Origin of the sequence: Pantoea sp. USMM079, from assembly GCF_037153115.1 — a bacterium.
GTDB classification, from domain to species: Bacteria; Pseudomonadota; Gammaproteobacteria; order Enterobacterales; family Enterobacteriaceae; genus Pantoea; species Pantoea communis.
Genome location: NZ_JBBCKX010000002.1, coordinates 281,007 through 301,802, shown reverse-complemented (window position 1 = coordinate 301,802; position 20,796 = coordinate 281,007). Strand labels below are relative to the sequence as shown.

17 protein-coding genes are annotated in these 20,796 nt (G+C 54.1%); 5 read left to right on the top strand and 12 right to left on the bottom strand.

Annotated features, from left to right (window positions below):
* Positions 1 to 15 precede the first annotated feature (15 nt).
* The 11 genes from WFP70_RS05920 to WFP70_RS05870 all read right to left on the bottom strand — a co-directional run bounded on the left by WFP70_RS05920 (position 16) and on the right by WFP70_RS05870 (position 12,197).
* Complete coding sequence (locus WFP70_RS05920; protein ID WP_337022939.1) at positions 16 to 1,329, bottom strand: LLM class flavin-dependent oxidoreductase; 1,314 nt, start codon at positions 1,327 to 1,329, stop codon at positions 16 to 18.
* Positions 1,330 to 1,410: 81 nt separating this feature from the next.
* Positions 1,411 to 2,547 (bottom strand): amidohydrolase, encoded by a 1,137-nt coding sequence (locus WFP70_RS05915; RefSeq protein ID WP_337022938.1) that lies wholly within the window; start codon positions 2,545 to 2,547, stop codon positions 1,411 to 1,413.
* Between the two features lie 13 nt (positions 2,548 to 2,560).
* Positions 2,561 to 3,556, bottom strand: coding sequence for an MsnO8 family LLM class oxidoreductase (locus WFP70_RS05910; RefSeq protein ID WP_337022937.1), 996 nt, complete (start codon positions 3,554 to 3,556; stop codon positions 2,561 to 2,563).
* Between the two features lie 316 nt (positions 3,557 to 3,872).
* Positions 3,873 to 4,616 (bottom strand): carboxymuconolactone decarboxylase family protein, encoded by a 744-nt coding sequence (locus WFP70_RS05905; protein WP_337022936.1) that lies wholly within the window; start codon positions 4,614 to 4,616, stop codon positions 3,873 to 3,875.
* Positions 4,617 to 4,626: 10 nt separating this feature from the next.
* Positions 4,627 to 5,106 (bottom strand): (R)-mandelonitrile lyase, encoded by a 480-nt coding sequence (locus tag WFP70_RS05900; protein WP_337022935.1) that lies wholly within the window; start codon positions 5,104 to 5,106, stop codon positions 4,627 to 4,629.
* 181 nt (positions 5,107 to 5,287) lie between these two features.
* Positions 5,288 to 5,866, bottom strand: coding sequence for a nucleotidyltransferase family protein (locus WFP70_RS05895; protein WP_337022934.1), 579 nt, complete (start codon positions 5,864 to 5,866; stop codon positions 5,288 to 5,290).
* Positions 5,863 to 6,873, bottom strand: coding sequence for an XdhC family protein (locus tag WFP70_RS05890; protein ID WP_337022933.1), 1,011 nt, complete (start codon positions 6,871 to 6,873; stop codon positions 5,863 to 5,865). Before WFP70_RS05890 ends, WFP70_RS05895 begins: the two co-directional genes overlap by 4 nt.
* A 54-nt stretch (positions 6,874 to 6,927) precedes the next feature.
* Positions 6,928 to 8,265 carry a c-type cytochrome gene (locus WFP70_RS05885; protein ID WP_337022932.1) on the bottom strand — a complete coding sequence of 446 codons (1,338 nt, stop codon included), beginning with the start codon at positions 8,263 to 8,265 and terminating at the stop codon, positions 6,928 to 6,930.
* 12 nt (positions 8,266 to 8,277) lie between these two features.
* Positions 8,278 to 10,515: a xanthine dehydrogenase family protein molybdopterin-binding subunit gene (locus WFP70_RS05880; protein ID WP_337022931.1), complete on the bottom strand. Its 2,238-nt coding sequence runs from the start codon at positions 10,513 to 10,515 to the stop codon at positions 8,278 to 8,280.
* Positions 10,512 to 10,970: a (2Fe-2S)-binding protein gene (locus tag WFP70_RS05875; protein ID WP_160867707.1), complete on the bottom strand. Its 459-nt coding sequence runs from the start codon at positions 10,968 to 10,970 to the stop codon at positions 10,512 to 10,514. The genes WFP70_RS05880 and WFP70_RS05875 overlap by 4 nt, the downstream gene beginning before the upstream one ends.
* A 333-nt stretch (positions 10,971 to 11,303) precedes the next feature.
* The gene (locus WFP70_RS05870) at positions 11,304 to 12,197 is read right to left on the bottom strand and encodes a LysR family transcriptional regulator (RefSeq protein WP_160867708.1); all 894 of its coding nucleotides are present in this window, start codon (positions 12,195 to 12,197) and stop codon (positions 11,304 to 11,306) included.
* Positions 12,198 to 12,585: 388 nt separating this feature from the next.
* Between WFP70_RS05870 and WFP70_RS05865 the strand changes: the two genes are divergently transcribed.
* From WFP70_RS05865 to WFP70_RS05855, 3 genes are read left to right on the top strand one after another with little or no spacing between them, the layout of a single operon-like run.
* Entirely contained in the window at positions 12,586 to 12,936 is a 351-nt protein-coding gene (locus tag WFP70_RS05865; RefSeq protein ID WP_337022930.1) for a helix-turn-helix domain-containing protein, read from the top strand.
* Positions 12,937 to 12,960: 24 nt separating this feature from the next.
* Positions 12,961 to 14,130 (top strand): efflux RND transporter periplasmic adaptor subunit, encoded by a 1,170-nt coding sequence (locus tag WFP70_RS05860; protein ID WP_337022929.1) that lies wholly within the window; start codon positions 12,961 to 12,963, stop codon positions 14,128 to 14,130.
* Positions 14,130 to 17,261 (top strand): efflux RND transporter permease subunit, encoded by a 3,132-nt coding sequence (locus WFP70_RS05855; RefSeq protein ID WP_337022928.1) that lies wholly within the window; start codon positions 14,130 to 14,132, stop codon positions 17,259 to 17,261. The genes WFP70_RS05860 and WFP70_RS05855 overlap by 1 nt, the downstream gene beginning before the upstream one ends.
* Positions 17,262 to 17,337: 76 nt before the next feature.
* Here the strand turns inward: WFP70_RS05855 and WFP70_RS05850 are convergent, their stop codons facing one another.
* Positions 17,338 to 18,381, bottom strand: a complete 1,044-nt coding sequence (locus WFP70_RS05850; RefSeq protein ID WP_337022927.1) for an alpha/beta hydrolase — start codon at positions 18,379 to 18,381, stop codon at positions 17,338 to 17,340.
* A gap of 221 nt (positions 18,382 to 18,602) precedes the next feature.
* Between WFP70_RS05850 and WFP70_RS05845 the strand changes: the two genes are divergently transcribed.
* Both WFP70_RS05845 and WFP70_RS05840 read left to right on the top strand, forming a co-directional pair.
* A complete protein-coding gene (locus WFP70_RS05845) occupies positions 18,603 to 19,292 on the top strand; it encodes a heavy metal response regulator transcription factor (protein ID WP_337022926.1) in 690 nt (229 codons plus the stop codon).
* Positions 19,285 to 20,748 carry a heavy metal sensor histidine kinase gene (locus WFP70_RS05840; protein ID WP_337022925.1) on the top strand — a complete coding sequence of 488 codons (1,464 nt, stop codon included), beginning with the start codon at positions 19,285 to 19,287 and terminating at the stop codon, positions 20,746 to 20,748. The genes WFP70_RS05845 and WFP70_RS05840 overlap by 8 nt, the downstream gene beginning before the upstream one ends.
* The last annotated feature ends 48 nt before the right edge of the window (positions 20,749 to 20,796 follow it).

Here is a 20,796-nt window from a genome sequence, read left to right as displayed (position 1 = left end):
TGTTTTCTCTTTAATTTATTGTTGTGTGAACTGATTAACCGGGTCTTTCAGACCGAAGCTGGCACGCAGCGTGGTGCCAGGATATTCGCTGCGGGTCAGACCGCGCGCTTGCAAGAGGGGGATGACGCGATCGACAAAGCGTTCGAAGGTATCCGGCGTGCCGCCCTGAATAATGAAGCCATCGGTGGCCTCGGTTTCAAACCACAGCTGTAAGCCATCCGCCACCTCTTCTGGCGTGCCAAAGAACAGCGGACGCGGCGTGGCTGCTTCCAGTGCGGCCTGACGCAGTGTGTGACCGTGCGCTTGCGCCTTACGTTTGATTTCATCGGTGGTGCTGCGGAAGCTGTTTTGGCCGATATCGCCAATATCCGGGAAGGGTTCATCCAGCGGGTATTGCGAGAAGTCGTGGTGATCGAAGAAGCGACCGAGGTAGTTCAATGCATCTTTGATGGAAACCAGTGCGGCGGTAGTTTGGTACTGACGCTCAACGTCTTCGGCATCATCGCCAACGATGACGCCAACGCCCTGGAAGATATGCAGATCCTGCGGCTCACGTCCGTTCGCCACCAGCTGCTTTTTCACATCTTTATAGAAAGCTTGCGCCTCTTCGCGCGTCGGCTGATGGGTGAAAATGGCATCGGCGTGGCGCGCTGCCAGCTTTTTACCATCCTCTGACGCACCGGCTTGAAACACGATCGGGCGTCCCTGCGGCGTGCGTTCGATGTTCAGTGGCCCCTGCACCTGGAAGAAATCACCGTGGTGATTAAGGGTATGAAGTTTGGCGGCATCGAAGAACTGACCGCTCTCTTTGTTCCGCACAAAAGCATCGCTTTCCCACGAATCCCACAGCCCTTTCACCACCTGCAAATACTCATCGGCGATGCGATAGCGCAGCGCGTGCTCCGGGTGCTGCTGGCGCGAAAAGTTTTTCGCCGATCCTTCCAAAGGCGAGGTCACCACGTTCCAGCCTGCACGCCCGCCGCTAAGGTGATCGAGACTGGCAAACTGGCGTGCAACCGTAAAGGGTTCGCTGTAAGAAGTGGAGACCGTACCCACCAATCCTAAATGCTCAGTCACCCCCGCCAGCGCCGACAGCAGCGTCAACGGCTCGAAGCGATTAAGAAAATGGGGGATCGATTTCTCATTGATAAACAAACCGTCGGCGACAAACAGAAAATCCAGCTTGCCGGCTTCCGCTTTGCGCGCAATATGCTTCGCATAGTCAAAATTGATGCTGGCATTAGCCTGCGCCGCCGGATGACGCCAGGCGGACATATTGCCGGATGCGCCATGCAGAATAGTGCCAAGTCGCAGTTGTCTTGCAGTCATAGTGTTCTCTCTTTTCCATGGCATAGCCTGACGGCGACGGTTTCGTCGCCATACAAAGCGGAGGATATTGGGTTAAATGGGCTAACTCAGAATTGCGTCACGACATCGTGCATTGAGATGCTGCAAGGCCTGCTGCGCCAGTTGGGTGAAATAGTGCGCGGCAGGCGCGATCAGTGCTTCATCGGGGTTGAAACCGCCGTGATGCAGACCAAATTCACTGGCGCTGCCAATGCTGACAAACGCGCCAGGGATCTGTTGTAAGTAATACGCAAAATCTTCGCCGCCGAGGTGCAGTTCTGCGGTTTGCACCCGATACCCCACCTGCTGAGCAATTTCACTGGCAAACTGCGCCCAGCGTGCATCGTTTTCTAGCACCGGCGGGCCCGGATGCCAGCTGAAGGTCGCGGTCGCACCGTTTGCCGCCGCAATGTGCTCGACAATCTGACGCGCGCGCTGTTCCAGTTGCGCCCGCACCTGCTTGTCATGGGTGCGCACCGTGCCGCCAAACTCAGCTTCTCTCGGTAAAGAGTTGCCAGATTGACCGGCATCGATGCGCGTCACGCTCAACACCAGGCTATCCAGGGTGTTAAAACTGCGGCTGGTGAGAGATTGCAGTGCCTGAATGATCTGGCTGGACACGAGAATGGCATCCACTCCCTGTTCAGGGCTGGCGACGCGCACCACAAACTTATCGGCATTGGCATAAAACGCCCCGCCGCGCGTGGCGAAGGCACCCGTCGGTAAGCCTGGTTCGTTGTGCATACCAAAGATCGCCTGCACATCTTGCAACACGCCAGCATGGATAAACTTGCGCGCACCGGTGGCATTTTCTTCGGCTGGCTGGAACAGAATACGGATGCGTCCCGGCAGTTGATCTTCCAGCGCATGGAGTTGCAGTGCCGCGCCCAGCATCACCGCGCTATGAACATCATGGCCGCAGGCGTGCATCACACCCGCATTACGTGAGCGGTAGGCGAGGCCGGTGGCTTCATGAATCGGCAGGGCATCAATATCAGCTCGCAACGCGATAGGCGTCTCACCCTGACCCACTTCAACCACCAGACCGGTTTCCAGCGGATAATCGAGCAACCGCAAGCCAGCGTCCTGTAGCCAGCGGCGCAAACGCGCTGTGGTTTCCACTTCATGTCCAGAGAGCTCAGGCCAGCTGTGCAGCTCGCGTCGCCAGTCAATCAGTTGCTGTTCGCTTGTGTGAGTCATGGTTATCTCCGGATTACGCCGCAACCAGTCGATGCGTTGCCAGCAGTTCGAGAGACTTCACTCGCGCCTGCCCCTCAGCAATCGGGGTATCAATCACGAACTCCTCAATGCCAAAATTCTGGTGCAAAGCATCCAGTTTGGCATGCACCTGCGCGGCAGTGCCTTTTAGCAACGATGGCGTGCGCGGCTCAATGACATAATCGTTATAACCGCCCTGTCGCACGTAACGTTCAGCTTGCTCAACGCTGCCCACGTTGACACTCGGGCCATCTTTCACACTGACGTGATAGACGCGCAAATTATCCACCAGCAAATCAGCTTCAGCCGGTGAATCGGCGACCACCACTTGCACGGCCACCAGCGCCTGCTTGCCGTTGCTGTATTGGCGATAGCTGTTCAAAACCTGCTCCATCAACAGCGGGTCGCCGTTGTGATGTGCCGCAAACACCAGTTGCCAGCCCAGTTCTGCTGCCAGCCTGGCACTTTGCTCGCTGGCACCCAGCAGGAATCGGTTTGCCGGACGTGGCGGCTGCGGCGTGGCGCGCAGGATCTCTTCATCACCCACCGGCGGAACATCCAGCCAGCTATCCAGCAGTGAAAGCTGTTCAGCAAAGCTGCCCTTTTCATCCTGATGGATGCCCTGCTGTAAAGCGCGGGTGGAGAGCGGTAAACCGCCGGGCGCTTTACCCACACCGAGATCGATACGGCCTGGCGCGAGCGAGGCTAACAGATTGAAATTTTCGGCAACTTTGTAAGGACTGTAGTGTTGCAACATCACGCCACCAGAGCCGACGCGAATATGCTGCGTCTGGCCAATGATCCAGGCGATCAGCAATTCAGGAGAGGGGCTCGCCAGACGGTCAGTGTTGTGATGCTCTGCCAGCCAAAAGCGGTGATAGCCCCAGGCCTCAGCCTGCTGCGCCAGCTGTAATGTGCGATGCAAGGCATGCGACGCGCTCTCTCCATCGGCAATCGGCGATTTATCTAACAAGCTCAGTCGATATGACATACGCCAAATCCTTTTCCTCAATGATGATGGCGAGCAGTGTGTGATAGCGGCGGGTAATGGGTAAAACATATTATTGTCCTATGCATTTTTAATTAATGCATATCAGAGAGGTGCGGAATATTGATGGGTAAATAAATCATGTAAAACAGAGAGTTGCGCATCAATCAGCATTGCGAATAACGATTGATTATGTGAAATAAACTAATCGGGAAAGGTTTGCACGATTGGATATAAGTCTGACGGAATACACTCTTCGTGATTATATTTAACGTCAGAACGCACCGGAATAAATACCGGTGCGTTTATAAGGGATTTATTATTTTATCTGTGCCAACGCTGCTTCAATTCGCTGAGCGACCACTTCTTCTCCCTGCGCGTTAAACACCGCCTGCAGTTCAGCAAGTTGTGATTTGTCGAAGCCGACATTCATGCTGATGCGCAGATGTGATTGCAATTGCGACTCGACACCGCTCATTCCGGCTAATGCGCCCACAGTGGCTAATTCACGACTTTTCCAGTCCAGGTTGTCGCGCGCGAAAATGTCGCCAAACAAATGCGCTTTGAGGAACTGATCGATCGCCGGGGCGAATTCAAACAATGGCCCTTTCACCGGATTGCCGACCAGCGCCGTCTGATTGCGCGTACCAGCGGCGAGCATATCTTCGGGCGTTGGAACCGGCCCGGCCTCGTTGCCTGGCTGGTCATTTTTGCTCTGTAAGCGGCGGGCATCCGTTACTTTCATCAATTCTCCCAGCGCGTTGAGGCTGCGAGGGAAACCGGCATAGGCATAAAGTTGCACCAGCACCTCACGGCACTGGCTGAGGGTCAGACCCGCATCCAATCCCTGATTCAGCGCGTCATTCAGTTTGGCAATATTGCCTGTGGCGGCATGGGCCGCGATCACCGCGATACTCTTTTGTTGCAGGGTCAATGGATGAGTCTGTTTTTGCCGTAGCGCGACATATTTTTTCTGTTCTGGCTCGGAGGGTTCATCAGCCAGACTCACTGAAGAGGCGAGCGCAGCGCACATCATTAACGAGGCATTGATGCTTTTCGTCATCTTTTACTCCTTACAAAGAGGCCGAGGAACCGTACTGCTCATCGCTCACTTTCTCCAGCCACTCCACCACCTGGCCGTTTTCAGCTTCAGCGATGGCAATGTGCGACATGCTGTTTTCCGGTGCGGCACCATGCCAATGTTTTACGCCTGCCGGGATCCACACAACATCGCCAGGACGGATATCACGTGCTTCACCGCCCCACTCCTGCACACGCCCCAGACCTGCTGTCACAATCAGCGTTTGCCCGAGCGGATGGGTATGCCATGCCGTGCGCGCGGAGGGTTCAAAGGTCACCGTTGCGCCGCCGATACGTGCAGGTTCGCTTCCCTGAAACGGCGCATCAATACGCACCGTACCGGTGAAATATTCTGAGTTGCCTTTAACCGAAGGTTTTTCACCACTTTGCCAGACAGTGATCATCGATGTGTTCTCCTTTGCAGAAACAGCTGAAACAGATAACGCCAGTATGAGGGCAACAGCCATTCTCATTATGTCGGCTCCGTGCTTCAGGTTCGGGTGGTGACCGCTCTGGAATGGGCGGCCACATTGATAGCAGCTAAGAGTGTAGGATCACGCGGATTGATTGATAAGGTAGTCAAATCAGGATGGGTTTATGAGCAAAATTCAACAATCAAAGCTGAGTAATTATCCCTCGCTCTACGCTTCCTCTTTAGCCTTCGGATAACCGCTGAGCTAACAGGCTGAGCATCGCGGGCGTATCAACATCCTGCAGGCACCCTTGATCGGTTAATTTGACTGGCATTACGGGATGGGTGCTGAGCAACGCACGCGCGCCATTATCACCCTCTAACTGAATCAAATCGGCATAAAACGGTTTTTGAAAAGCCACCGGATGACCGGGTATACCGTTTACTTCGCTGCGCACCAAAGGGGATGTCTTTAGCGCCCGCCCCACCGCCAGATAGCTGGCGGTGGTCACTAACGGCATATCTGCCAGCACAATTAACCAGCCATCATATTGTGATGTGGCTGCAACACCTGCGGCAATGGAGTGGCCCAATCCTGCGCTTGCCACTTTAATCAGGTGCGCCCGACTGGCCAGCAGATGAATGTCTCTGTCTTCAGGCCGGGACACCACATAGACATCCATTTCACTGGCAAGTGCCTGCTCAAGTGTATGCTGCAGAACAGGTTTTCCTTGTAGCAACGCCAGCAATTTATGCCCGCTATTTGCCTGCTTGAAACGTTGGCTTAAGCCAGCAGCCATTATCAATATGGCGAACTTCATGGATGCGCAGCGCTCACGTCATGTGCCGTGGCGACCTCGGATCGGCACACACCGTTTTTATAGCGAACGATATCCGCCATGATCGACAGCGCGATTTCAGCGGGTGTTTTGCTACCAATATCAATACCCACCGGTGCATGGATTCTGCTGACCTGCCGGGGCACTAAGTCGCCAATCCGCACCAGCCGTTCTTTACGTCGCTGGCTGTTGTTCATCGATCCCATCGCACCAATGTAAAAGGCCGGCAGATTCACCGCCTCCATCATCGTGAGATCATCAATGCGCGGATCGTGGGTCAGTGAAAGGATCGCCGTGCCGGGATGGCAGCCCTCTCGTTCCAGATAAGCCGCCGGAAATTGCCTGATGAGTGTGATGCCACTATCAAGATCGCCCGCCAGGTTGAGCAGCACCTCTTCACGGTGTTCACACACCAGCGTTTCGAATCCCAGAGCCAGCGCGAAATTAGCGCAATACAGCGCGACGTTCGACAGGCCCGCAATAATCACTCTGGGCGGAGCAGACAGTGTGAGCACCACTTCAGCCCCCTTGATTTGAGCAAACGTGTGACTGGCATAAGCGCTGGGTTTAACAACATGGCAGGCATGAGGTAATACCAGCCGTTTCTCTAGTGAGTGGGCACTGATCATCGCATGTTGCATGCGCTGCAGATAGTCCGTCGCGGCAATGCCGGGCAGCAATTTTTCTACCAGAATATCCAGCACGCCACCGCAGGGCAGCGCGCGATCTGGCGCAAAGCCGCCCTCACCGTAACGCACTATCTGGCTAGCAGCGGAGAATACCGCATCGCTAATGCGCGCGAGAAAGCTCTCTTCCACACATCCGCCTGATAGCGAACCGCAGTAACGCCCATCTTCTCTGATCACCATCATTGCGCCCGGCGGCCGCGGTGATGAGCCATAGGTGCTGAGCACCGTGCAGAGCCATAGGGGAGATTCCTCTGCCCACGTCAGCGCAGTACTGATGACCTGCTCATCAAGGTTGTGCATGGGGTTCTCCCGTTTGGCATTCCATCGTCTTATCAAAAGTCGCTAGTTTCATGGCTAACGCATCTGCAAAATAATCACGTTACTGCTGGCCGGATCGGTTTTACCCCGCAGCTCACTGACCGCTTTTGCATCCACTTTTTCACCCTGATTTCCCCACGAAGTACGGATAAAATTCAGCACTTCAGCAGCCTGCTGATCGGTCAGTTGTTTCCGGTACGGTGGCATGCGGTAAGCATCTGGCACGCCATCGGCAACAATTCGGGCTGAACCATTGAGGACCACGTTGATAGCCGAAGCGGAATCCACTTGCATCGAGGTTGCACCCGCCAGCGGTGGGATCCACGGCGCCTGACCTCGACCATCGGCACCGTGACAACTACTGCATCGCGCTGTATAAATCTGGCTACCAGAGGGGTTATCTGCGAGCGTGCTTTGCGTATTTTGATACTGCCAACTGCTGCCTGCATTTTGACTGCCCGATGGCAGCGCTTTCAGGTAGTGCGCTATCGCACGCAGATCGTCCTCATTCATAAACTGCGTCGAGTTATTGAAGGCGTCAGCCATTGATCCAAACACCACTGCATGCTGATTACGCCCCTGTTTCAGGAACGTCACAACATCCTGTTCACTCCAGCGACTGATGCCGGTATTGGCGTCATTACGCAGGCTCGGTGCGTACCAGCCGTCCAATAATGCCCCCGCCAGGTAATCAGGGCTGCCGGCATCCAGCGCTTTTTCATTAAATGCCAGCCCGCGCGGCGTATGGCAGCTACCACAGTGACCGGGACCCTCAACCAGATACGCACCCCGATTCCACAGAGCATCATGCCCTTCCTGCGACTGATAAGGTCCGCCACGTGAAAATGCCGCGCTCCAGAATGCCAGCGGCCAGCGCATGTTCAATGGCCAGGGAATCTCAGAAGCGATGTTCTGGCGAGAAACCGGTTTAACACCCTGCTTCATAAACGCATACAGCGCCGCAATATCGTCATCGGACAGCTTCTGATAAGAGGGAAACGGCATAGCGGGATAGAGCCGATGGCCGTCCTGCGCCACGCCATGGCGTACTGCACGATCGAAATCAGCCAGTGTGTAGCGACCAATACCGGTATCGTTATCTGGCGTGATGTTGGTGGTAAAAATCTTGCCCACCGGCGTGGCCATCGCCAGTCCGCCGCTGAACGGCGGTGCATCAGGAGTGCTATGGCAAGCGACACAATCGCTAAGACGGGCAACATATTCGCCTTTGCGCACCATGTCCGCCGAAGCCACAGTCGGCGTCACGGGATGATCATCAAAATGCGAAGCAGGCGCGCGCATAAGCCAAAGGCATGCCAGCACAGCCACGCAAACCACGACAGCTGATATCAGCCCAAACCTTTTGAGTTTCATGGTTTATTCCTGTCAGCTGAAGGTAAAGCGAGAGAGAGGCATGGCGCGAATGCGCTCGCCAGTCAGTCGGGACACCGCATTCGCCACGGCGGGCGGCACCGCAGGCAGCGGCGGTTCACCGATACCGCCCATTTTTGCGCCGCTCTCCACGATACGTACGTGCACCTGCGCCATCCGTGAGGGTGGCAAGATGGGATACATATCGTAGTTACGCGCTACCGGCTGCCCTTTCTCATACACACTTTCTTCCAGCAGAACCTGTGATAACCCCAGCGCCACGGCGCCGTTAACCTGCGCCTCAACTATCGCCGGATTGACAATGCTGCCGGGATCAATGGCTTCCCATATCTGATGCACGGTGACCTGACCGTTTTCGATAGACACTTCAGCAATGGCTGCCGCCTCAGTGCCAAACGGCGAGGCCATCGCCACACCGCGTGCACGACGAGTACCATCAGGCGCCGTGTAGGGCCCCGCCTGCCAGCCACCTGAAAGCTCTGCCACCGCATTCAGCAAAGTGGTTAAACGTTCGTTGCCCTGTAGCAAATGCAGACGCAAGGCAAAGGGATCGAGTTTGCTGTGATCGGCCATTTCGTCGAGGAAGCACTCATAGAGAAAATCATTCATCGAGTTGCCCACCGAACGCCAGTAACCGAGTTTGACCGGACCCTTTTTATAAATCTGCGCGATGCGCACGTTAGGAATTGCGTAGGATTTCCCAGCCAGTCCCTCCACCGCCGTGGGATCCAGTTTGCTACCGTGTTTACCGGCTATTCCTTCTCTTGGCCCCTCGCATATGCTGATGGCCTCCAGTGCAACCGGGTACCCCTGCGCATCCAGTCCTGCCTGGAAGCGAACGGCAGCCATAGGTCGGTGGGTATCACGCAAGAACTCTTCTTCACGGCTCCAAATCAGTTTGACGGGACGGCCCACCGCTTTTGCCAGCTGAATCGCCTGCGGATAGACCATCGCTGTGTCATAAACAAAGTGGCGGCCAAAAAATCCTCCGAGCAGCGGTGAATGGATGGTGATGTTTTCTGGTTTCAGACCGGTGCGCTTAGCGATATCCGCCTGAAACATCTCCGGGGCCTGATTGGGGATCCACAATTCCAGCGTGCCATCGTTATTAAAGCGCGCGAGTGCTGATGGCGGCTCCAGCTGAGCGTGATTGAGATACTGGCTGTGATAGGTCGCGCTAAGCGTCGTTTTCGCCGCTGACATCCCCTGGGCGAAATCCCCCTTCACTTCCGCATCCTCACCGTTGCCGGGTTCCTGCGCCAGTGCTGCGGCAAACGCCTCTGTGGAGAAATCGGCAGGCATGTAATTCGCATCTGGCGTTTGCGGCTCTTGCCAGGCAACCTGGAGCGTTTCGGCCGCGCGTTTGGCTTGCCACCAGCGTTCAGCGACCACGGCAACCGCGCCAGTCAGCACATGAACTGAATGTACGCCTTTCATGCCTTGCACCTGTTGCAGATTACGGATGTCGCCCGCTGTCAGCCCCAGTCGTGGCGCATGCTGAACGGCCGCATGCAGCATGTCATCAACCCGGCAATCAATGGTGTAAATGGCCTGTCCGGTGGATTTCTCATGCATATCCAGGCGCTGAACGGGCTTGCCGATCCAGCGAAACTGCGCGGGATCTTTAAGCTTTATTGATTCAGGCGACGGCACCGGTAAATCGCGCGCACGCTCAGCCAGTTCTCCATAAGTGAGGGAGCGACCAGAGGCGGCGTGAATGACACGTCCCGGTTCAGTTTGCAGTTGATCAACCGGTACGGAGAGCGCAGCAGCCGCAGCCTGCAATAACATCTGCCGCGCCAGCGCACCCAGGCGTCGCATCGTGGTATAGCTGGAACGAACGGACTGGCTGCCCCCGGTGATGCGCATTCCACTGTCCATTACTTTGTATTGCGAACCCGCGGGCGCATTCTCAACCACAAAGGTAGCGGGATCGGCATCCAGTTCTTCCCCGACAATTTGCGCCATGGCGGTAAAGATCCCTTGTCCGCCTTCAACAAAAGGCGAGAGGAATTTGATGGAGCTATCGGGGCGAATTTCCAGGAAGGCTGGCACACGAGTGCCGGGAGGCAGAGAAACGTCCGCAGTTTGCGCTCGCCCTTCACCAATCGGTAAACCTACGCCCAGCACAAAAGCACCGGCCAGGCTGCTGCTGGCCAGCAAAAAGCGGCGGCGTGAGAGATTTGCGGGCTGCTCGCCCAGTGTTTCGAGGGATTCTGCAAGGCGGCTCATACTTTTACCCCTATGCCAGCGACTTCATGAATCGCCGCACGGATGGCGTTGTAGGTTCCGCAACGACACAGATTCACCATGGCGGCGGCAATCTCCTCTTCGGAAGGGTGTGGATTATTTTCCAACAGTGCCCTTGCGGCCATCACCTGGCCCGATTGGCAGTAGCCACATTGCGGTACCTGATATTTGATCCACGCATCCACCAGCCGCTTGCCTATGTCATCACTTTCGATGGCTTCGATGGTGGTGATCTGTTTACCCACGGCTTTCTCAACCGGAGTCACGCAAGAACGAACAACCTGTCCGTCGATCATCACTGAACATGCCCCACATTGCGCCAGGCCGCAGCCATACTTGGTGCCCGTCATAGCCAGATCATCACGGATCACCCAAAGCAGTGGCGTGTCCGCTTCAGCATCTGATTGGTAGGTATTATTGTTGATGTGCAGTTCCATCGGTATGCGCTCCCATTGGTAGTACAACGCTCACAAAAGGCGGTTCGAAGGGGAATTTTTTATCCTTACAAATAATAGTGAAATGCGGAATACACGCCAGCTGAATGCCTCTATGAGTAAAATTCACCAATATTTGAGTGCTACTGTTGAGTGCTACTGGTTGAAGCGAAACCAGGAAGCAAAGTCACCATGCAGGGGCGGATGCGGCAGAAAGCAGAGGAAGCAAAGCGAATTAAAAGGCAACTTATTCAGAATGAAAAATCGCCTTAGTATGGAATCGGAATGACTTTGACGGCGTGGTGAGTTTTGAAAATAGAGTGCGCCTAATAACACTCAGCCTTGGTAGCGCACCGCTTCAATCAATTTAGAAAACGCCGCCGTATGCTGTTTGCGGCTGGGATAATATAAATAGTAACCACTAAAAGGTTCGCACCAGTCTATCAGCACACACTGCAACAGACCTTCATCAATATATTTCCGCACGGAATCTTCCGGCGCATACAAAATCCCCATGCCGCTAAGTGCCGCTTCAATACGCGAACTGAGGTTATTGAAAATAAGCTGACCTTCAACTTTAACGCGAATCTCTTTTTTATCTTTGGTGAACTCCCAGTTATACAATCCACCCAGTGTCGGCAAGCGCATATTGATACAGTTGTGATGCTGCAATTCATAAGGCGTTTCAGGGATACCGTGATGTTTAAAATACTCTGGCGTCGCAACCACCAGCATTCTCCAGTCAGGACCGATGCGCACCGCCACCATATCCTTTTCCACCTGCTCGCCTAATCTCACCCCGGCATCAAAACGCCCGCTCACAATGTCGGTAAGGGTGTTATCGACGGAGAGTTCAATGTTCACGTCAGGGTATTCCTGAAGATAGGGCTTAATTAATGGCCAAAGCGTGGAGTGCAGCGCATGTTCACCGGCGGTAATCCGGATATTGCCCGAGGTGCGCGTCTGGTGTTCGGTTAAAGCCACCAGCGCTTTTTCAATATCTGACATCAAGGGCGCAATATTCTGGATAAGTTGCTCGCCAGCTTCCGTGGGTGCCACGCTGCGGGTGGTGCGCGTCAACAGACGCGTCTTAAGCCGCTCTTCAAGACCACGCATGGCATGGCTTAGCGCGGATTGAGAGACACCCAATTTGGCGGCGGCACGGGTAAAACTGCGTTCCCGGGCGACCATCACCAGATAAACCAGATCGCTGAAATTTTCTCTTAGCATCGCCTACTCACATCTCTGTCCGGATTCAATGAAACTATCATAAACAAGCTGAAACATATGTGGCTATCTCACATATCGCGGCTTACCGCAGGTGTTCACTTTGAAGTGGATCACTCTATAGCATCTGTACCACCAACTTGTTCACTTTATGATGCATTATTCATGAGCACCGATCATAAAGCTTATCTGATTCCACATGCTAATAATCTGTATCTTGTAATGTTACTCTTAATTCAGTCGCAAGAAATATCGTTCACTGGCGAGATAGATTCGAAAGCACAACATACCGTCTTAATAGCTTATCCGCTCAATTAAACAGAGCGCCGGGCATTCTATTGCTTTCAATTGTTTCGCCTTTACTTTGATTAAGAATAGAACGGGTGAAATTATGGATCGTTATGAAAAAATTGTTTATGAACTGGCCGAGTGGATTAAAGCTAACATTCATTCTCCGTTAAAAATAGAACAGGTTGCCGAGCGTGCAGGATACTCCAAATGGCATCTGCAAAGAATGTTTCATCGTATTATGCATGTCAGCCTTGGTCACTACATTCGTGACCGAAAGCTGGAATCTGCAGCCAAAGACTTGCTGCGTAGCCACGAGACGGTTATCGATATTTCAGTGAAATATGGTTATGACTCACAACAGTCATTTACCCGATCTTTTGTGCGCAAATATAACCTCCCACCTGCAAGATTTCGTCGATTAAATACGCAGCACCTCACTATACCAATATAATTTCACTTACAAGGGATCTCAGTAATGCCGATTAAATGGGCGCTAACCCCCAGTGCGCTATTCTGTTCATTTATTGCATTGACGCTTTCAGGTTGTGATAACTCGACGGGCAGTGAAACGCCGGCGAAAAATGCGCCCCAGGTAAACGTGGTTACGCTACATGCCCAATCCCTGCCGGTTACCACCGAACTTCCCGGACGTACTTCTGCCTTTCGCGTGGCAGAAGTACGTCCGCAGGTATCGGGTTTGGTATTAAAGCGTGCTTTTACCGAAGGCAGTGATGTAACCGCCGGACAAAAACTATATCAAATCGATCCCGCGCCATTTCAGGCAGCTTATGACAATGCGCGCGCCGCACTGGCGGAATCAGAAGCTAACGCCCGCATGGCACAAGCCACATTGCAACGTTATCGCCCCTTAGCCGGCACGCAATACATCAGCCGTCAGGATCTGGATCAGGCGGAAGCCACTGCAGCACAGACGCGCGCTAACGTAGACTCGGCAAAGGCAGCACTCAACAGTGCGCGCATCAACCTCAACTGGAGCAGCATTTCGGCTCCCATTGCAGGGCGCATTGGCCGTTCTTCCGTTACCGAAGGAGCACTGGTGCAAAATGGCCAGACGGATGCGCTGGCAACCGTGCAACAACTCGATCCTTTGTACGTTGATGTCACTCAATCCAGCCAGGATTTCCTCCGGTTGCAACAGGAGCTGGCTTCAGGTCAGTTGCAGCAAAACAACGGCAAAGCGCTGGTGCACGTGATCCTGACCGATGGTTCCGTCTATCCGCAACAGGGCACCTTAGCCTTCTCTGATGTCACCGTAGATCAAACCACAGGCTCAATCACCCTGCGTGCCATCGTACCCAACCCGGATCACGCCTTGCTGCCGGGCATGTTTGTGCGCGCACGTCTTGATGAGGGTACCAATCCGCAAGCCATTCTGATCCCGCAACAGGCAGTGACGCGCACACCACGTGGCGATGCCACCACTTTGGTGGTGAGTCCTGACAATAAAGTGGAAGTTCGCAGTCTGTCGGTCTCACAAACCGAGGGCGATCAATGGCTGGTGACGGGCGGTGTTCAGGCCGGGGAACGGGTGATTGTCTCGGGCATTCAGCGCGCTCAGCCCGGCCAACGTGTCGCCCCGATTGATATGACTGCCAATGCTGCTGCACAAGGAACTGCTCACTGATGTCCAAATTCTTTATTAATCGCCCGATTTTTGCCTGGGTGCTGGCCATTATTGTCATGCTGGCAGGGGCTATTTCCATCATGCGATTGTCGGTGGAGCAATATCCTGACGTCGCACCGACCGCTATTCAGATCCGCGTGACCTATCCCGGCGCCGATGCCACTACCCTGCAAAACACCGTCACACAGGTGATTGAACAGAATATGAGTGGGCTGGACGGGCTGATGTATATGTCATCGACCAGCGATTCATCCGGCACGCTGGAGCTGAAACTCTCCTTCGAAAATGGCACCGATGCGGATATCGCTCAGGTACAGGTGCAAAACAAACTGCAGCTGGCGACACCGCTGCTGCCGCAGGAGGTCCAGCAGCAGGGGATTACCGTGCGTAAATCCTCCAGCACCTTTTTCCTGGTACCGGCATTTGTCGATGAAACCGGCAAAATGAGCATGGAAGACATCGCCGATTACGTTGGCTCGAACATCAAAGATCCGCTCAGTCGTATCAGCGGCGTCGGTGATTCCACGCTGTTCGGCTCGCAATACGCTATGCGCATCTGGCTCGATCCCAATAAGCTGAATAACTACCAGCTGACGCCGGTGGATGTGATGAGCATGATCGAATCACAAAACGCGCAGATTGCCGCCGGGCAGTTAGGTGGGGCGCCGCCGGTGAAAGGCCAGCAGCTGAATGCCTCCATCATCGCGCAGACGCGGCTCACCTCACCGGAAGAGTTCGGCAATATTCTGTTAAAAGTGAATGCGGATGGATCGCAGGTGCGGCTGCATGATGTGGCGCGTATTGAGCGCGGCGGCGAAAACTATAACTTTGTGGTGAAGGTGAACGGCAAACCGGCCTCTGCGCTGGGGATCCAGCTGGCCACCGGTGCCAACGCGCTGGATACCGCCAAAGCCATCCGGGCCAAAATCGCGCAGCTTCAGCCCTACTTCCCTCAGGGTATGAAGGTGGTGTATCCGTACGACACCACGCCATTTATCAACATCTCGATTCATGAGGTGGTGAAGACGCTCGCCGAAGCCATCATCCTGGTGTTTCTGGTGATGTATCTGTTCCTGCAGAGTTTCCGCGCCACGCTGATCCCGACCATTGCCGTACCCGTCGTATTACTGGGCACCTTCGGTATTCTCAGCATGTTTGGCTATTCGATTAACACCCTGACCATGTTCGGCATGGTGCTGGCAATCGGGCTACTGGTCGATGATGCCATCGTGGTGGTTGAAAACGTTGAGCGCGTGATGGCCGAGGAGGGTCTCAAACCCAAGGCGGCCACGCGTAAATCGATGGAGCAGATTCAGGGCGCGCTGGTCGGGATTGCGCTGGTGCTCTCCGCCGTGTTTGTTCCCATGGCCTTTTTCGGCGGCAGTACTGGCGTTATCTATCGCCAGTTCTCAGTCACCATCGTCTCTGCTATGGCGCTCTCAGTGCTGGTGGCATTAATTCTCACCCCGGCGCTATGCGTCACCATCCTCAAACCGGTTAAGCCGGGTCAACACGGCCATCAGCGCGGATTCTTTGGCTGGTTCAACCGTAAGTTTGATCAAAGCGCGGAGCATTACACCTCTTCCGTTGGCCGCATGGTGCATAAATCAGGCCGCTACCTGCTGATTTATGGCGTGATTGTGGTGGGGATGGCGGTGTTGTTTATGCGCCTGCCCACCTCATTCTTACCGGCTGAAGATCAGGGCGTTTTCGCGACGCAGGCGATTCTGCCAGCGGGTGCGACGCAGGAACGCACGCAAAAAGTGCTCGACCAAATCAATGACTATTACCTGACACAGGAAAAAGCCAACGTTGAAAACGTGCTTACCGTGAACGGTTTTGGCTTTGCCGGACGCGGTCAGAATGTCGGCATCGCGTTCATAGGGTTAAAGGACTGGGAACAGCGCGCTGGGGCGGAGAATAAAGTCGATGCCATTGTCAGCCGCGCCACACAGGCTTTTTCCAGCATCGTCGATGGTACGGTCGTCGCGTTCAACCTGCCGCCAATTATTGCGCTGGGTAATGCCACGGGATTTGATTTTGAACTGATTGACCAGGCAAACCTCGGCCATGACAAACTGATTGAAGCCCGTAATAAGCTGCTGGATCTGGCGCGGCAGCATCCCGATGTCCTAACCGCCGTGCGTCCCAACGGCATGGAAGATAACCCGCAATACAAAATCAATATCGATCAGGAAAAAGCCACCGCGCTTGGCGTAACGCTGGACGATATTAATACCACGCTGAGTGCCGCCTGGGGTGGCAGCTACGTGAATGATTTTATCGATCACGGCAGGGTGAAAAAAGTCTACGTGATGAGTGATGCACCCTATCGCATGATGCCGAAAGACATGGGCGACTGGTACGTGCGCGCCAGCAACGGGAAAATGGTGCCCTTCTCCAGCTTCTCAACCGCGCAATGGGTTTATGGCTCACCGCGTCTGGAGCGTTACAACGGTTTATCTTCGGTAGAGATCCTCGGACAGCCCGCGGCGGGACGTAGTTCCGGTGAAGCCATGGCGCTGATGGAGCAACTCGCCTCTCAGTTACCTGACGGCATCGGCTATGACTGGACAGGCATGTCTTACCAGGAACGTCTTTCCGGCGATCAGGCTCCTGCGCTGTATGCGTTATCGTTAATCGTGGTGTTCCTGTGCCTCGCCGCGCTGTATGAGAGCTGGTCGATTCCTTTCTCGGTGATGCTGGTGGTGCCGCTAGGTGTGGTCGGTGCGCTGGCCGCGACGACGCTCAGAGGTCTAAGCAATGATGTCTACTTCGTGGTCGGCCTGCTCACCACCATTGGCCTGGCGGCGAAGAACGCGATTCTGATCGTGGAATTCGCCAAGGACCTGACGGAGAAAGAGGGTAAAGGCATCATCGAAGCCACCCTTGAAGCCTCACGCATGCGCTTACGCCCTATTTTGATGACGTCGCTGGCGTTTATCCTCGGTGTTATGCCGCTGGCAATCAGCACCGGCGCCGGCTCGGGTGCGCAAAACGCGGTGGGCACCGGGGTCATTGGCGGTATGGTCGCTGCAACGTTACTGGCGATCTATTTTGTGCCGGTGTTCTTTGTGGTGGTGCGCAGCCGCTTTGCTGGCAAGACAGATGACGAGGACGATGACGCGTAATTCTACTGCTGGTATTTGAATTCGACGCGGTAAATTATTCCCCGTGGCGGTGTCGCTGCCACGGGGAAGCATCAGACTAAATATTCTTATCGAAGAACGGATCAAGTTGGCTCATCGCCTGATCGACATAACGCGGCACCCAATAGGTTTCGATATGAGTGGCGCCTTCAATCAGATAAAGCTTTTTGTTCGCGGTTCCCGTTGCTTTGCTAAAGGCACTTTGCGTCATATACAGCGAATCTGCTTTGCTCCCGGCCATCATTAACAAAGGCTGATTGATCAGGTCCATATTGCTTTGCGCGTCAAAACGCATCAGTTCTAACAGACTGCTGGTGGTGTAGCGAAAAGTGGAGTTCGGATGCGCGTGGGTTTTCCAGTAATACTCATAGCCCTGACGATAGAGATCAAACGGCAGTTTGGCGATCTGCTCGTCCGTCAGATTGGCATCGCCGGAATAGGTTACTTCCCCGGTTAAGGCCTCTTTACGACGAGCATCACTGGCCACTTGCAAACGCTCTTGACGCGTCACCAGCTGTGAATCCTGATAACCGTTGCGCCGCACCAGGCCAGAATCAAACATACTCAGTGTGGCCAGTGCTTTAAAACGTTTGTCGGTCTGGGCGGCTTTGAGTGAATATCCGCCGCCTCCACAGATGCCCAGCAAACCGATGCGTTCGCCATCTACACCGGGATAGCGACTAAGGTAATCCGCCATGCCGTGAATATCTTCGATGCGGTTAGCCGGTTTATCCACGCTGCGTGGCATACCGCCGCTGGCACCCTGATAAGCCGCATCGGCGGTAATGGTGATGTAGCCGTGTTCTGCGAGTCGCTGCGCATATAGGCCAGCCACTTGCTCTTTCACACCGCCGTTGGGATGTGCCACCACGATTGCCGGATATTTTTTCGCTGGATCGTAGCTCGCGGGTGTGTAGACGTTGGCAGCGATTTGCAAGCCATGGAGATCATATTTCACCGGATGAATATTGACCTTGCCCGCCACGTTTTCCCTGATGGCGCCTTCATACGTCAGGGTAAACGGATTTTGTTTATAGTCGGCAGCCTGTGCGCTTGCTGCCATCGCCGTGATGAGTAGTGCATGCATTACCGTAAATTTCATATCAGCTCCCGAGAATGTATCGCATCCAGCAAATGTGGATACGAATGAGGTTTCGCGGATTAGCTTAGGAATGCAGGGCTGTCAGCATCATGACCGCAGGATAACAACGTTGTCAGTCTTTACTGGGCTTTCCTGACAGCGTTGTCAGGAAACTGTCAGTCAGATGTTGGCGAGCCACTTGCAAAATACGCTCTACAGATCGAATCAAGGAAAAATGCCCTATGCGCTTATTGTTGGTTGAAGACGAAGAAAAGACCTCCTCCTATTTGAGCCGTGCGCTAGGTGAGTCGGGCTTTACCGTCGATGTGTCTGCCGATGGCGCAGAAGGACTGCACTTTGCGTTGGAGTTCGATTACGACGCCGTGATCCTTGATGTTATGTTGCCTGGTATGGACGGCTATCGTGTACTCGAAGGAATTCGCAGCAGCAAAAAAACGCCGGTTTTGATGTTGTCTGCGCGAGGTTCAGTCGATGAGCGAGTGAAAGGCTTGAGGTTAGGCGCGGATGATTATCTGCCAAAGCCTTTCTCGCTGATTGAACTGGTCGCGCGTATTCAAGCGCTGGTTCGTCGTCGAACCAGCGACGGTGCTGACATCACACAACTGCACATTCATGACCTGCACCTCGATCTGCTGGCACGGCGTGTTTTTCGTCAGAGCAATCGGCTGGAGTTAACGGCAAAAGAGTTTTCCCTCCTCAGCCTGTTAGCACGCCATCAGGGTGAAATATTGTCAAAGATGATGATCGCGGAACAGGTGTGGGACATGAATTTTGACAGCGACGCCAATGTAGTTGAGGTGGCAATTAAGCGACTGCGCGCCAAAATTGATACGCCCTTCTCCGTTAAGCTGTTACATACCGTGCGCGGCATGGGGTATGTGCTGGAAGTACGGGAGAATCCACATGTTTAAACGTTCTATTTCCGCGCGCCTCGCACTGATGTTTGTACTGAGTATCATCCTGATTGTCTCCACGATCGGCTGGCTGTTACGCAGTTCGCTGCACGACTCGCTGCAAAAGCAGATGCACAACGAGCTGCTGTTTCGTGAGTCGTTGATGAGTCCGTGGATTAGCGCACGCAGTTCAAGTGAAGGCTGGTCGATGCTGGCCAGCAAATTCACCGATTTGACTAGTTCAGAAGGCGAGCGGGTGCGTTACTGGATTTTAAGTGACGATGCACGTTTCAACGTAGGAGGCGTGCCGCCGCTGGGAGTGAAATGGGCAGCGCTAAAGGAAGGGTTTAATAAAGTACCGGGCGCTGCCGAAACTGCCTGCTCACTTTTTCTATTGGTTAAGACGATCCCTGCTAACGGTGAACGACCAACGCTGCGCTATGTGGTGGCGATTGATTCCACACCCTATATGGGCACGCTCGATGCCTTTACCCGCACACTCCTGATCATTTCTGCGATTGGGGTCTTTATTGTGGCACTGCTTGGATATGCCGTATCCCGCATCGGTTTGCGGCCGGTTAGCGCATTGAGCCAGCAAGCTCATCAGTTAGCACCTGGCGATCACGCTCAGCGACTCAATACCGATGATCTACCGGATGAACTCAAGCCATTAGCCACTTCGTTTAACGGCGTGCTGGAAAGGCAGGCGATTGCCTGGCGACAGCTGGAAAGTTTCAACGCCGATGTAGCACATGAATTGCGCACGCCGCTGACGAATTTAATTGGTCAAACCCAGTTAGGGTTATCACGCCGACGCTCATTCGACGAGCTGGAAGAGTTGCTCGGTTCCAACCTGGAAGAGCTGGAACGTATGGCCTCGATCGTCAACGATATGCTGTTCCTGTCTCACGCCCATGCGGGTGAACATGCCTCGCAGCTGGCAGCGGTATCTCTGCGTGCCGAAACCAGCAAGACCGCAGAGTATGTGGAGCCCTCGTTCGCCGAAAAGCAGCTGACGTTGCAGGTTGAAGGCGATGAGTGGGCACATATTGACCGCCGATTGTTTCACCGGTCACTAGCAAACCTGTTAGAAAACAGCGCGCGTTATGCTGCAACGCACAGTGTGATTACAGTTAGCCTAACAAGAACGGCAACACACGCGGTGGTGGCGGTTTCAAATCACGGCACCGCGATAGATCATGGCCAATTGCCTCGATTATTTGAGCGTTTTTATCGTGTCGATTCTTCGCGGACTAAAAGCACCACTCATCATGGGCTGGGTTTATCCATTGTGCGCGCTGTCGCCATCATGCATCGTGGCGATGTGTTCGCACGCAGTGAAAATGGCGTCAACACCTTCGGCCTGACCTTTGCTCTGACATCTGAATCTGGTCAATGCCCTGACTCAGCGCAGGCCATCTTGCCTGCTTTCTCACTGAATTCTGACAGCATTGTCAGTAAGCCGTCAGCCTGAGGACATCTCAGCCTCGTTAAAATCATTGCAACGCAGCCTTCGCGTTTA

Coding starts and splice junctions, on each gene's coding strand:
- WFP70_RS05895 (WP_337022934.1), bottom strand. CDS start 5,866: ATGAAGTTCGCCATATTGATAATGGCTGCTGGCTTAAGCCAACGTTTC.
- WFP70_RS05855 (WP_337022928.1), top strand. CDS start 14,130: ATGTCCAAATTCTTTATTAATCGCCCGATTTTTGCCTGGGTGCTGGCC.
- WFP70_RS05880 (WP_337022931.1), bottom strand. CDS start 10,515: ATGAGCCGCCTTGCAGAATCCCTCGAAACACTGGGCGAGCAGCCCGCA.
- WFP70_RS05870 (WP_160867708.1), bottom strand. CDS start 12,197: ATGCTAAGAGAAAATTTCAGCGATCTGGTTTATCTGGTGATGGTCGCC.
- WFP70_RS05920 (WP_337022939.1), bottom strand. CDS start 1,329: ATGACTGCAAGACAACTGCGACTTGGCACTATTCTGCATGGCGCATCC.
- WFP70_RS05900 (WP_337022935.1), bottom strand. CDS start 5,106: ATGAGAATGGCTGTTGCCCTCATACTGGCGTTATCTGTTTCAGCTGTT.
- WFP70_RS05875 (WP_160867707.1), bottom strand. CDS start 10,970: ATGGAACTGCACATCAACAATAATACCTACCAATCAGATGCTGAAGCG.
- WFP70_RS05840 (WP_337022925.1), top strand. CDS start 19,285: ATGTTTAAACGTTCTATTTCCGCGCGCCTCGCACTGATGTTTGTACTG.
- WFP70_RS05910 (WP_337022937.1), bottom strand. CDS start 3,556: ATGTCATATCGACTGAGCTTGTTAGATAAATCGCCGATTGCCGATGGA.
- WFP70_RS05845 (WP_337022926.1), top strand. CDS start 18,603: ATGCGCTTATTGTTGGTTGAAGACGAAGAAAAGACCTCCTCCTATTTG.
- WFP70_RS05915 (WP_337022938.1), bottom strand. CDS start 2,547: ATGACTCACACAAGCGAACAGCAACTGATTGACTGGCGACGCGAGCTG.
- WFP70_RS05865 (WP_337022930.1), top strand. CDS start 12,586: ATGGATCGTTATGAAAAAATTGTTTATGAACTGGCCGAGTGGATTAAA.
- WFP70_RS05890 (WP_337022933.1), bottom strand. CDS start 6,873: ATGCACAACCTTGATGAGCAGGTCATCAGTACTGCGCTGACGTGGGCA.
- WFP70_RS05905 (WP_337022936.1), bottom strand. CDS start 4,616: ATGACGAAAAGCATCAATGCCTCGTTAATGATGTGCGCTGCGCTCGCC.
- WFP70_RS05885 (WP_337022932.1), bottom strand. CDS start 8,265: ATGAAACTCAAAAGGTTTGGGCTGATATCAGCTGTCGTGGTTTGCGTG.
- WFP70_RS05850 (WP_337022927.1), bottom strand. CDS start 18,381: ATGAAATTTACGGTAATGCATGCACTACTCATCACGGCGATGGCAGCA.
- WFP70_RS05860 (WP_337022929.1), top strand. CDS start 12,961: ATGCCGATTAAATGGGCGCTAACCCCCAGTGCGCTATTCTGTTCATTT.